Annotated in this window: 10 protein-coding genes; 1 reads left to right on the top strand and 9 read right to left on the bottom strand. The window is 34.1% G+C overall.

All coding sequences use genetic code 11. The features are described from left to right. Window positions 1-5: 5 nt before the first annotated feature. The 9 genes from ACTJIW_RS03865 to ACTJIW_RS03825 all read right to left on the bottom strand — a co-directional run bounded on the left by ACTJIW_RS03865 (window position 6) and on the right by ACTJIW_RS03825 (window position 11417). A complete protein-coding gene (locus ACTJIW_RS03865; protein ID WP_165768436.1) occupies window positions 6-161 on the bottom strand; it encodes a hypothetical protein in 156 nt (51 codons plus the stop codon). Further along, window positions 148-720, bottom strand: a complete 573-nt coding sequence (locus ACTJIW_RS03860) for a zeta toxin family protein (RefSeq protein WP_440714774.1) — start codon at window positions 718-720, stop codon at window positions 148-150. Before ACTJIW_RS03860 ends, ACTJIW_RS03865 begins: the two co-directional genes overlap by 14 nt. A gap of 87 nt (window positions 721-807) precedes the next feature. Next, window positions 808-2037, bottom strand: a complete 1230-nt coding sequence (gene hflX, locus ACTJIW_RS03855; RefSeq protein WP_121362647.1) for a GTPase HflX — start codon at window positions 2035-2037, stop codon at window positions 808-810. 148 nt (window positions 2038-2185) lie between these two features. Then, entirely contained in the window at window positions 2186-3043 is an 858-nt protein-coding gene (locus tag ACTJIW_RS03850) for a hypothetical protein (RefSeq protein ID WP_012023254.1), read from the bottom strand. A gap of 126 nt (window positions 3044-3169) precedes the next feature. Then, the gene (locus tag ACTJIW_RS03845; protein WP_440714724.1) at window positions 3170-4519 is read right to left on the bottom strand and encodes a DUF5689 domain-containing protein; all 1350 of its coding nucleotides are present in this window, start codon (window positions 4517-4519) and stop codon (window positions 3170-3172) included. A gap of 19 nt (window positions 4520-4538) precedes the next feature. Continuing rightward, window positions 4539-7358: a carboxypeptidase-like regulatory domain-containing protein gene (locus tag ACTJIW_RS03840; RefSeq protein ID WP_440714725.1), complete on the bottom strand. Its 2820-nt coding sequence runs from the start codon at window positions 7356-7358 to the stop codon at window positions 4539-4541. Window positions 7359-7593: 235 nt separating this feature from the next. Then, entirely contained in the window at window positions 7594-8811 is a 1218-nt protein-coding gene (locus ACTJIW_RS03835; RefSeq protein ID WP_012023251.1) for an MFS transporter, read from the bottom strand. Window positions 8812-9119: 308 nt separating this feature from the next. Continuing rightward, window positions 9120-10160, bottom strand: a complete 1041-nt coding sequence (locus ACTJIW_RS03830; protein WP_440714726.1) for a Gfo/Idh/MocA family protein — start codon at window positions 10158-10160, stop codon at window positions 9120-9122. Window positions 10161-10346: 186 nt separating this feature from the next. Next, window positions 10347-11417: an NADH:flavin oxidoreductase/NADH oxidase gene (locus ACTJIW_RS03825; protein WP_440714727.1), complete on the bottom strand. Its 1071-nt coding sequence runs from the start codon at window positions 11415-11417 to the stop codon at window positions 10347-10349. Between the two features lie 200 nt (window positions 11418-11617). Here ACTJIW_RS03825 and rseP point away from each other — a divergent pair, with 200 nt between their 5' ends. Continuing rightward, on the top strand, window positions 11618-12961 hold the full coding sequence (gene rseP / locus ACTJIW_RS03820; protein WP_012023243.1) for an RIP metalloprotease RseP: 1344 nt from the start codon (window positions 11618-11620) through the stop codon (window positions 12959-12961). Window positions 12962-13083: the final 122 nt, after the last annotated feature.

Below are 13083 nucleotides of genomic sequence, written 5' to 3'. Positions count from 1 at the left end.
TTATTCTATAATGATTTAGGTTTTATCTTCACAATTTTATTATCTTTCATGATAACCAACTCACTATTTGATTTTTTTTTGAATTCAATTAACTTGTCATAAACCTGATCCATTGCATCCAAAATTTTAGTTTGTGTTGCTGATCTTTTATATGTTTTCATTGTAGATATTTTTAAGTTTATCGTATTTCATTTCGTTTATTACATCAATTTCAGTATCTAACATTTTTTCTGCAATCAATTCAGGTTTGCCAAATGAATTATCAAAAATCATAACCTCATCAACTATTGGCAAATATATATTAAATAAGTTTGCTATTCCGTTTATATATCTACGTCTAATAACATCTTTTTTAATATTGTGGCCTCCTTCCAAAACTCTTGTTTTTACCCTTTCAATAGCAAGTTCAACATCCTGCAGCCAAAAAAATAAAAGAATAACTTTATAACCTTTTTCTTGGGCTAAAGCAATTTTAGATTTATAACTTTTTGTAGCAAGTGTAGTTTCAAAAGCAAATACCTGGCCACTTTCTAAAAGCTCACTTATCCTGTGAAGCATTATTCTACCAGCCTCAAAAGCCACCTTTTCAGGTTGAAATGGGGAAAGACCTTTTGCAATCTCATCTGCATTTACAAATTCTCTGCAATCTAAAACTTCAGGTAATATAGTAAAAGAAGCAGTAGTTTTGCCTGCGCCATTACAGCCTGAAATTATATAAATTCTTACTCATTACTACAAGATAAGAATATAACTTCTAATCTAATTTATAAAAAAACGGCTTTTGAAATTTCAAAAGCCGTTTCTATTTTATTCTTCTTCCTTTTCAATAGCATCCTTATAATCAGGATATAAAAAGTTATTATATGGAAATCGGGTAATATGAATCTGGCGAACAGCTTCGTAAACCATTTCTCTGAATTCTTCAAAATTTTCCTTTTGGGTTGCCGAGATAAACAATGCTTTATCATGACCTACATTACTCATCCAGGTTTGCTTCCACTCATCAAGTGTCCAGTGCTTTCTGGTTCTTTCGGTGATTAAATCATCGTTGTCAATTGTAAGGTGTTTATAAGCATCGATTTTGTTAAAAACCATAATCGTTGGCTTATCATTACTTTTGATTTCCTGTAAAATCTGATTTACAGATTCAATGTGATCTTCAAAATCCGGGTGAGATATATCTACAACATGTAAAAGTAAATCGGCTTCACGAACCTCATCAAGTGTACTCTTGAAAGAATCAACCAATTGAGTTGGCAGTTTTCGAATAAATCCAACCGTATCCGAAAGTAAAAACGGCAGGTTTTTAATTACAACTTTTCTAACGGTTGTATCTAAAGTTGCAAACAATTTATTTTCAACAAAGACCTCACTTTTTCCAATAGCATTCATCAAAGTCGATTTTCCAACATTGGTATAACCAACAAGTGCCACACGAACCATTGCACCACGATTGCTGCGCTGAATGCTCATTTGTTTATCAATCGTTTTGATTTTCTCTTTCAATAACGAAATACGGTCACGAACAATACGTCTGTCTGTTTCAATCTCCGTTTCACCGGGACCACGCATACCAATTCCTCCTTTTTGACGCTCAAGGTGTGTCCATAAACCAGAAAGTCTTGGCAGTAAATAAATACACTGTGCTAATTCAACCTGTGTTCTTGCATACGAAGTTTCAGCTCTCTGCGCAAAAATATCTAAAATCAAATTGGTTCTGTCAAGGATTTTACAATCGATAATTCTTGAAATATTTTTTTGCTGAGAAGGGGTCAGCTCATCATCAAAAATAACTGTCGATATTTTATTTTCTTTTACAAAAAGATTGATTTCATCTATTTTTCCCGTTCCAACAAAAGTCTTCGGATTAGGGCGTTCCATTTTCTGCGAAAAACGTTTAATAACTTCCCCGCCAGCGGTAAAAGTTAAAAACTCTAATTCGTCTAAATATTCATTAAGTTTTTCCTCACTCTGATTTTGAGTTACAATACCTACAATGGCTGTTTTCTCAAAATTTATAACTTCTTTCTCTAGCATATCTTAAAATAATCCTGCAAATTTAATCATTTGTAAACTACTACAATTATAGAATTTCAATTTTAAATTCTATAAAAAAATAAACCATTTACAAATCAGGCATTAACTTGACTTATAAATGGTTCAAAGTATAATTTAAAAAACAGTGTTATTCGTAAATAAATGTTTTTTCTGTTTTAACGATTCCGTTTTCTTCAATTTGTGAACAAGAAATTGGGAAGTTTAATTTGTTGTATTTGTATTTTCTGCTTACTGCTACCAAAGCTGCAGACGAAGGGCTGAAATTTACTTCATTATTATATGAAATCGATTCAAAGGCAAATTCATCTTCATGATATGAGATCATTGGAACAATTACTTTATAATTATCTCCAAAAAGACTTTGAACAATTAATTGATCTACTGATTTTTTATCATCATAAGTATATGATTTAGATATTTTGTCTCCAACCAATCCTTTATGTTTAGATACATTATCATTTACATAAACGTATTCTAATTTTCCAATAATTGCTTTATTTCTATCGCGTGAAGTACGTCTTACAATAATTCCGTTTTCAACCAGATATTCAATATCATCAACTAAATTCTGGTGGTTTGTACTCTTTTTGGTTGTTACTTTTACTCTTGCTCCTTCATAAACGAATGAAACCACTTTTGTAATATAGTTTGGCCCTTCCTGATATTTTTTTACAAACTTGATAATATTGTTATCAGCATCGTAAGTATAATTGATTACTTCTTTCCAGTCACTTCCTACTTTGTCTTTTACTGTCATATCCAACAGTCCGTTTTTGTTGTAATAGAAATGCTGTACAACATCTGAAGTTGTAATCGTTTGAAGTTTACCATCTTTAAAAACCATTGTTTTATTAACAATCTCGCCGTCTTTAGAGTTTTGGTAATTTGTTTTTACAATGTTGATCTGTTTTAGTCGAACGTTGTCCTGACTATGGATCAAGAATGGAAACACCATCATTAAGATGGCAATAAAGTAGGTTTTCATGTTGTTTTTGTATTGATTTGGGATGACCAAAATACAAAATTCTGTCAGAAATCAACAATTATAAGTTTAAAAAAACTAAAAAACATCTTTATAAAACTAAAAATCAAACACTTAAAAACGCGACACTTATTTCTCGCCAAAAATCTTTATATCATCAACCATAAAAGCCCCATTTAGTGTTTTATCTTTCCCTGAACCTACATATCGAAAAGCAATATTTATATTTCCTGAATAGGCCGATAAATCTATTCCGCCAGAACTCATAAATTCACGAGAAGGATTTGAAAGCGTTGGAACTTTTGCTTCAAGTTTTGTCCATTTTGCTTTCGTTACACTCGAACCGTCAAAATTTGTCGACACGTATACTTCCAGCGTATTTAATGGAGAATCTACTTTTAAATCGTGCTGAGCACTTCTAAAAGAAAGTACCGCATTTTTGTAGCCTGTTAAATTAATTTTAGGAGAAACCAGCCAGGCAATATTTTCTGCAGCTGTTGTACTTGTAGTATTAAATTCGGCATAACCATTTCCGGCATATACCATGCTTTTCCATAATTTTGAAGCCTTTTCTACAATGTTGCTCCATCCCGGCAAGGCAAAATTCACATTGTTTTTAACCGACTGAAAGTCTTCTGCAAAAAACGGAATATTTCTTTTTCCATTCATTACAATATCACTTTCATATCGCACCATAAATTGATAATCGGTACCAAATTTTGTTAGAATTCCTTTTACTTTTCCGCTTCCTTCAGGAACAAAATGATCTGCAAATTTTGCATAACTGCTGGTTCTAAAAATAATTTGATTTCCTGTTTTATCTCTCAAATACCAATTTGTTGATCCTCCTACATTATTTGATTCTTCAAAATAATGACGTCCCAATGCTGCTTCGGTAAATTCAACATTATTAAGTTCTATTAGGGTATTTAATTTATTATCTGAAAGTGCTTCTTCTACAGAAAGAGATTGTACTAATTCATTTTCATCAATGATTGTACATGATGCATTTAAAACATTCTTGTATTCATTTTGAGAAATCCTTCCTACTGTTGGATCTCCCGCATTACTCACATATAAACTTCCAATTCTTAATCCGCCATAATACAAATCTGTGAATTGATTTTTAAGTTTCACATATACTTTATTCCCAACTCGATAATCAATATATGTATTTGAAGCATCTACAGGAACACTAAAACCAATTGCAGGATTATTTGCTGAGGCTTTTGTCTGAAGTGATATGCTTTTGAAAAAATTCCCTCCTTCATCACTTGAAACAACGTAGGCTTCAACTATGTCATCATATAAATATTGTTTTGCTGTATTTGCCGAAAGTTCATAAACCTTTTCAACTGTTTTATTGACTTTAAAATCCGGCTGAGTACAGCCTAATACTGGTGTTTCTATTTCATTATTACAGCTGCAGACAGACAATAATGCTATTCCAAAAAATAAATTTAAAACGATGTTTTTCATAACAAATTAAAATTTCGGTTTATAAACCGATAGTAAGATTTAAAAAATAAGTTCTTCCGTAACCGTAATAATATTTGGGTCCAAATGAAGGTGTTCCGCTTGATACATCTTGGTTTAAAGCTCTAAAATTGGCATTTCTCGCCTGTTCAAAGCCACCGGTTTTATATACTGCATTCAAAACATTATTAACGCTGGCAAAAAGACCAATGTACTTTTTATGAACTCTCCAGGATTTTCCCCCATTAATATTTAATAAGGTTACAGGGTCAAATTTTTCCTGTTTTAATAATTCATTTCCTCTTTCAGAAGATGCTTCTGGAAAAGGAAATCCGTTTGCCGGATTAATGTAAAATTGAGAGGTTCTGGAAATAGGCGAAACATCAATATAATTATCTGTCAAATAGTTAATATTGGTTCCAATCCACCAAAATTTAGGGTCACGGTATTCCAACCCCAACGAAAGTGCATTTTGCGGTGTTCCGGACTGTTTGTAGTTTTTAAGATAAGCTTTGCCAAAATCAAAAGTAGTCTGTACTCCATCTTTTGATGCATTTGCATCATTTGTAATCGAAACATTTGGATTGCTGTTGTAAATATAATTTCCGTAAGCAGCACTTAAGGTTGACTTTAAAGTAGATGTAATCTGATATTCCAAACTCAATTCTGCACCAGTATTTTTCTTGTCCAGTTTTGTCAAAGTCTGACTTACAAAAGCGTCTGTTGGATCATATCCGGCTCCGTTATCAAAAATTCCTTCTGCATAGAAAAAAGACGTTTTTGAAGAATTTTTAATTAAAGTGTAATAAGCCGTCAGCCTTAATTTAAGTTTTGGAGAACTATAGACATAATTCGCCTCAGCACTGGTAACATTTTCATTTTCAATTCCATTTACTACATTATTATTTAAGCGTGAATTTGCAAATGTATTTCGAAGTGAAGGTGCTCTTGTTAAATGTGCTGCATTAAAAAACAGCCATTGTTTACCTGAAACCTTATAGACGAATCCGCCTTTAAAGCCAAAATTCTCAAAGTTTACTTTTTCACTTTTCCCTAAAGATGCTGTTGGATAAAGTCCGTTTTGGTATAAACCTTCTCTTTGATAATTTGACATTGAATAAGACTGAGCCAAATAAAATTCGGTTTTATTATATGAAAATTTAAACTGTGTAAAAGCATCAATCGTGTTGGCTAAAAAGTTATAATTGTAACCGTAAGCATCTCCTTCTTTTACCTGTCTGTTTGGATTTTGTAAATCAGATTGAGAAAGGTCTCCTTTATAAAACGGATCAATATCTTCGAAGTATTTTCCGCCAAGAAGATCCAGTAAGTATTGAAAATTATGTGATTTTAAATTTCGATACATAACTGCTCCATCAAAAGAAATATTTGGAGTAAGCTGCGTATTTAAGTTAGAATTTACTGCAAAAGTTTTATCATCGGTTCTGTCTTCATATAAAACATAATGACTCTGCGAAGGTTCGTAACCATTTTGACCTGGTTTTTGATTGGCCAGATACATGGCGTTCCAATCAATTTGGGAATTGGCTAAAAATGTCGTTCTGCTTTTGTCTGCATTTTCATAATCCGGAGTAAAGTCTCCAGAAAATTCACCTTTGTCTTTTCCATAAAGTGAACTAAAATAACTTGGCATTTTTCGATAGTAAACCGGATCTGGACTGTCAGCATTTTGATAATCAATATTGCTGTTTCCAACTTTTCCAAATTGATACATTACACCTGAATTCAGCTTTGTTTTTTCATCAATTTTAAAATAATGATTCAGCATAAACAAAGGCTCTTCTACCATTTTTACTCTTGCGTTTCGTTTTTTTCCATTCTGAAACCCCCAGTATGAATTGTACTTTTCTCCCATTAAAGCTGTCACTTCGTTTGTATTTGGAGAATTTTTTCCGCGTGAATTCGGCGTGTAAAACCCGGTAAAATTGATTGAATGTTTGCTATTTAGTTTTTTTTCAACACTCATAAAAAAGGAATCGGCATCGAAATTTGTTCCTTCAAAATAACCTTCGTCTGCCCATCTTTTACCAGCAGAAACCACATAAGCCCAGCCCGAAGTACTCATTCCTGAAGCATACGTTCCTATAGCACGCAGAGTGTAAGAGGCATTACTTCCTGAAAAGGTAAGCTGTGTTCCTTTTCGATATAAAGAAGCTTGTGTAAATATTTGCTGTGTTCCTAAAACACCGCCAAAAGTATAATTAGATGCTGCATTTCCAACTGAAAATTCCTGATTACGAAGTACATTATTTAATCCGCCCCAATTGTTCCATTGCGGTCTGCCATCGTAGATTTTATTCATGGTCATACCGTTGAGCATCATCGTTGCGTTCTCGCTGTCGAGACCGCGCATTCTAAATCGGGCCTGACCCCAGTTAAATGCCGACGCCTGCATAAAAGCATCTCTTGAAGACTGCAATAAACCCGATGTCATTTCTGAAGAGCTGTTATCATCAGAAAGATCATTATCTGACAAAGTAATCAAGGCCGCAGGAACTTCATCTGTATAAGTATCTTCTAATTGCAAAATACCAAGATTTATATTTTGTCCTGAATTGTATTGAAGTTTTAAAAGTAAATCTTTGTATCCCTGACTTCTCAGCAAAAGCAGTTTTTCTTTAGTTGGAAATACATGAAGCTCAAATTTTCCTTTTTTGGAAGTAAGCTGCATTACTGCTGTGTTCTGTAAAGTTACCACTACATTTTCCAGCGGATTTTGTGTGCGGGCGTCAATAACAATTCCCGTCACTGTTATTTCCTGCTGTGCAAATGCCAGATTAAAAGACCATAAAATAAGGAAGACTGCGTATTTTTTTACCATTAAAATTCCAATTAACTTTCAAAATTGTTTTCGGATATTCATCCTATTCAAAAGATAAAATTGGTTTTTGGAAAAGGTTTTGTCTCGTTTATAATACAAACGATAGAAGTTTCAAATATAGATAAATTATTATAAAAGAAAATAAATTCTTACAAAAAATAATTTATTATAGACTTGGAAATTAAAAAAAATGCAGAGTAAATCAGTTTAATCCGTTAAACCTGCGGGCAATAAATTAAGCAGATGTTCTAATTTTAGAAACCATAAAAGCGATTAAAACGCCAAAGATTCCTATAAAAGCAAAAGAAAACTGAAGCCCGAAGTTTTGTGCAATGTGTCCAATAACAGGCGGTCCCATTAAAAACCCTAAGAAACTTACACTTGAAACTATTGTTAAAGCTTCGCCTGCCGGAACTGTTGGATTTTTTCCTGCCAGACTGTAAACGGTTGGCACAATCGTCGCCACACCCAGACCCACAGCCATAAATGCAATTGTACAAGGAATGATATAAGGAAGAAAAACTGCTGTGAAAAGTCCGGCAGAAATCATAACGCCGCTAATCTGCATAACACGTTCGCGTCCAAATTTATTGATTAATCCGTCGCCCAAAAATCTTCCGCCGGCCATCATAATCATAAATGAAGTATAACCTAAAACCACTAAAGGTCCCGGAGCCTGTACAATATCTTTAAAATAAACCCCGCTCCAGTCAAACATTACGCCTTCGCTGGCCATACTGCAAAAACCAATAACGCCCAGCCAGATTAAAGCGCTGTCTGGTTTGGTAAACATTTTTTTCTTCTCTGTACTATGTTTGATTTTTTCTTTGGCTCTAATTAAAAATTTAAAGTTAAAAGCAATCATCAAAAGCACTATTCCGCCCACAATAAGGAAATGATGTAAAGGAGATAATTTTAAAGCCAGCATTCCTAAACCAACTAATGCTCCTGTAAATCCGGCAAAACTCCACATTCCGTGAAAAGAAGACATGATTGTTTTTTTGAAAAGCACTTCGGTGTAAACGCCTTGTGTGTTTACAGCAATATTTGCCAGATTTCCGAATAATCCAAATAAGAATAATCCAATTGATAACTGCAGACCAGTTGTAGCCAAACCTAAATTAGCCAGACACAAAACATACATTATTAAGGAGAAAATCAAAATACGATGACTCCCGAATTTTGTTACCATTTTTCCCGAAAAGGGCATTACAATTAATTGTCCCATTGGCAGGGCAAAAAGTATAGAACCCAAATCTCCTTCGGTTAAATGCAAAGCAGTTTTGATATCCGGAATTCTGCTTGCCCAGGTTGCAAAACTTAATCCCATTCCAAAATAAAACATTCCAACAGCAAAACGAATTCTGTTTAGATAAGATGCTTTTGCTTCTCTAAAAACTTTCTTGATTTTTCCTTTTGTCTGAAAAAGTTGTAACGGATTGAAGTTTATCAAAATAGTGTATTTACGGGATTATGTTATAAAATTACAAAAAAGCAGCATATTTACTTAAAAGTACAAATTGTTCGATTATTTACAACGTTATTGTTTATAAATTGCTTGGTTTTGCACGCAGACTTTGACAAATTTTGCACGCAGATTTAGCAGATTAAACGGGTTTACACAGATGATATTTTTATTTTACACATAAAAAAAAGACGCACTGTTGTGCGTCTTTGATCGTCGTTATATATTTCAACACAAATCATAAAATCAAACCAGTGTAAACCCGTTTCATCTGTAAAATTTGCGGGCTATAATCGTTACAGATTAATTACAGTACGCTGCGCGTTACTTGCAATGACCGCTTCTATAATCTGCATTACTTTTACGCCGTCTTGTGCAATAACAGGTTCTGCAGCATTGTTTGTAATAGAATTGAAAACACCGTCAAAAAATGAGAAATAATTTCCCTGAAGTGTCGGTACTTTTTCGCGAACCACTTTTCCGTCGATTTCAGTGTGCAGAATTCCCTTTAAATCTTCAGATTCTGTTCCCCATGTTTCTAAATTTGGTTTGTTTCCAACTTTCAATTCGTCTTCCTGAACGTCTCCGCGAGGTTTTAAGAAAGATCCTTTTTTTCCGTGAATTGTATAAGCAGGATTTGCTTCTCTCACAAAGAAACCAGCTTTTAAACGTACCCTGAAATCTTCGTAAATCAATAACAAGTCGATCCAGTCATCGACTAATGAATTTTCTCTTGTAATTCTGATATCTCCAAAAACCGACTTTGGTGAACCAAATAAACAAACGGCCTGATCGATAATATGCGGACCTAAATCTTTTAAAACTCCTGCGCCGTCGTTTGCTGTTTCTTTATGTGCTTTTGGACTTAATAACGGATTGTATCTGTCAAAATGGATTTCTGCTTCAACCAAATCTCCCAGAACGCCTTCGTCTATAATTTTTTGAACGGTTTTAAAATCGCTGTCCCATCTTCTGTTTTGAAAAACGGCTAATTTTACTCCTTTTTCTTCTGCAATTTTTGCCAATTCCTGAGCCTCGGCTACAGTTGTGGTGAATGCTTTTTCTACAACGGCATGTTTACCTGCCAAAAGCACTTTTTTTGCATATTCGTAATGCGTTCCAACGGGCGTATTTACGATTACCAAATCAACATCATCTGCCAATAAATCGTCGATTGAAGGATAACTTTTTACATAGGGATAATCTTCTTGGATGAGTTTTTTACTTCTTTCCCAAGATCCTAATAATTCAAAACCGGGATGAATATCTAAAAAAGGCGCATGAAAAACCTTTCCTGACATTCCGTATGATAATAGTGCTGTTTTTATTTTTTGCATGTTGTGTGTGTTTTTTTGCCACAGATTAATGTGATTAAAAGGATTTTTTCTTTTGTCAAGAATTCCAAGAATTATCACGAATTTTTAAGCCTTTTTAAACGTACCGATTTGTGCAAATTCGTGAAATTAGTGGCAAATAAAACTAAAAAATCACTTTAATCTGTGCAATCTGCGGGCAATAAAAATTTAAATTTTAGCTCTTTCGTATTGTTTTGGCCATTGAATATCGTCGTTTAATTCTTTGGCGAAATCTAATGGCAGGTTAGGGTTTCTAAGCGATTCTCTGGCAAAGAAAATTAAATCGGCCTGGCCTTTATTTAAAATTTCCTCGGCTTGTTTCGCTTCGGTAATCAAACCTACAGCGCCTGTAAGAATATTGGCTTCTTTCTTGATTTTTTCTGCAAAAGGAACCTGATAACCCGGACCAATTGCAATTTTTTGATGTGAAACTAATCCGCCAGACGAAACATCAATTAAATCTACTCCTTTTTCTTTTAGAATTTTTGAAAGCTGTACAGATTCTTCAGGATTCCATCCGCCTTCTGCCCAGTCTGTTGCTGAGATTCTAACAACTAAAGGTAAATCTGAAGGCCATTCGGTTTGAACTGCTTCTACAATTTCGAGTGTAAAACGAATTCGGTTTTCGAAATTTCCGCCATATTCGTCGGTTCTGATATTTGTTAAAGGCGATAAAAACTGGTGCAGTAAATAACCGTGCGCACCGTGAATTTCTAATACTTTGTATCCGGCTTCAACGGCTCTTTTTGTTGCGGTTTTAAAATCGGAGATTATTTTTTGAATTCCGTTTTGGTCTAAAGCTTCGGGAAGAAAAGGTTCTCCTTCGTGATACGGAACCGCGCTTGGCGCAGCAGTCTGCCATCCGCCCTGAGCAAAATCTAATTTTTTATTTCCGAGCCACGGAGCCGAAACACTTGCTTTTCTTCCGGCATGTGCCAGCTGGATTCCCGGAACTGAATTTTGAGAAACAATAAATGCGTTGATTTGTTTGAGTTTTTCGACATGTTCGTCTTTCCATATCCCTAGGTCTGAAGGAGAAATTCTGGCTTCGGGAGAAACGGCAGTCGCTTCCTGAATAATTAAACCAACGCCTCCGCTTGCACGGCTTCCTAAGTGAACCAGATGCCAGTCGTTTGCAAATCCGTCAACGGCTGAATATTGGCACATTGGCGAAATAACGATTCTATTTTTTAAGGTGATGCTTTTTAAAGTTAAGGGAGAAAATAATTGTGAAGCCATATTTGTAACTTTTAATAGATTAGTGCTACCAATTAAAAATAGGAGCCTTTATAAAAAGTAAAGTTACGGCATCTTGCTAAAACGAGAAATTGAAATGTTTATTAATTAACAAACATTTAAAACCTTATGTATTATATTGCACTATCAAATTAAAATAGAAACGCTACTTTTGTGCGTTAAATACGAATTAAAAATACAAAATGGATATAGTTATCAAACTCTCTCAATTTTTATTGAGTTTATCTTTACTTATTATTCTTCACGAATTAGGACATTTTATTCCTGCTAAATTATTTAAAACGAGGGTTGAAAAATTTTACTTATTTTTTGATGTTAAATATTCGCTGTTAAAAAAGAAAATCGGCGAAACTGAATATGGTATCGGATGGTTACCGCTTGGAGGTTATGTAAAAATTTCCGGAATGATCGATGAAAGTATGGACAAAGAGCAAATGGCGCTTCCTCCGCAGCCGTGGGAATTTCGTTCTAAACCAGCTTGGCAGCGTTTAATTATTATGCTTGGCGGTGTTACTGTAAATTTTATTCTTGCGTTTATCATTTATATAGGAATGGCATTTGCTTATGGCGATACGTATATTGCAAACTCTGATTTAAAAGATGGTGTGGCAATAGACAATCCTGCAATGCTTAAAGCCGGATTTAAAACTGGAGACAAGATTATTTCTATTGACGGAAAAAAAGTAGAGAATTTTGACAGTGATATGAATATGAATATCATTATGGCAAAACAAGTTCTTATAGAAAGAAACGGCGAACAGCAGACTATTAAAATGCCTACTGATTTTGTCGATCAGTTGTCTAAACATGAAAAAGGCTTATTAGTTGGCATTAGAATGCCATTTGTTGTGGGCAAAATTTCTGAAGAATCTGAAAATACTGCTCTAAAACCAAAAGATTTAGTTGTAAGCCTGAATGGGCAGAAAATTAAATATTTTGATGAAGCTAAAGCTATTTTAGAAAGCAATAAAGGAAAATCTATTCCTGCTGTTGTTTTGCGTGATTTAAAAGAAACTCCTATTACCGTAAAAGTATCTAATGCAGGGAAACTTGGGGTTGCTGTGGGCGGTTTAGGAATGGACTCTTTAGAAAAATTAGGTTACTATAAAGTAAGCACAAAAGAATATGGTTTCTTCGAATCGATTCCGGTTGGTCTTGAAAAAGGAAAAGATCAGTTGGTAGGTTACGGAAAGCAATTAAAAATGATTTTTAATCCAGAAACAAAAGCTTACAAACAAGTAGGTGGTTTTGCTGCGATTTACAACATTTTCCCTAGTTTTTGGAGCTGGGAAACTTTCTGGTCAATTACGGCTTTATTATCAATTATGCTTGGAGTTATGAATTTATTGCCAATTCCGGCACTTGATGGTGGTCATGTGATGTTTTTATTATACGAAATGATCAGCGGTAAAAAACCGAGTGATAAATTCCTAGAGAACGCACAAATGGTTGGTTTTGTTTTACTTATTTCACTACTACTGTTTGCTAATGGTAACGACATTTACAAGGCAATTGTAGGCAAGTAAAAAAAAGTCAAAAAAAGAGCGAAAATGTTTTTGAGAAACTAAAAATAGTTTTATATTTGCACTCGCTAAAAAGAGCAACAACTTCCTCCTTAGCTCAGTTGGTTAGAGCATCTGACTGTTAA

The organism is Flavobacterium sp. 22659, assembly GCF_052044235.1.
GTDB classification, from domain to species: Bacteria; Bacteroidota; Bacteroidia; order Flavobacteriales; family Flavobacteriaceae; genus Flavobacterium; species Flavobacterium johnsoniae.
This window is presented reverse-complemented; position numbering and strand designations above follow the sequence as displayed.

Coding starts and splice junctions, on each gene's coding strand:
- hflX (WP_121362647.1), bottom strand. CDS start 2,037: ATGCTAGAGAAAGAAGTTATAAATTTTGAGAAAACAGCCATTGTAGGT.
- ACTJIW_RS03840 (WP_440714725.1), bottom strand. CDS start 7,358: ATGGTAAAAAAATACGCAGTCTTCCTTATTTTATGGTCTTTTAATCTG.
- ACTJIW_RS03830 (WP_440714726.1), bottom strand. CDS start 10,160: ATGCAAAAAATAAAAACAGCACTATTATCATACGGAATGTCAGGAAAG.
- rseP (WP_012023243.1), top strand. CDS start 11,618: ATGGATATAGTTATCAAACTCTCTCAATTTTTATTGAGTTTATCTTTA.
- ACTJIW_RS03825 (WP_440714727.1), bottom strand. CDS start 11,417: ATGGCTTCACAATTATTTTCTCCCTTAACTTTAAAAAGCATCACCTTA.
- ACTJIW_RS03845 (WP_440714724.1), bottom strand. CDS start 4,519: ATGAAAAACATCGTTTTAAATTTATTTTTTGGAATAGCATTATTGTCT.
- ACTJIW_RS03865 (WP_165768436.1), bottom strand. CDS start 161: ATGAAAACATATAAAAGATCAGCAACACAAACTAAAATTTTGGATGCA.
- ACTJIW_RS03850 (WP_012023254.1), bottom strand. CDS start 3,043: ATGAAAACCTACTTTATTGCCATCTTAATGATGGTGTTTCCATTCTTG.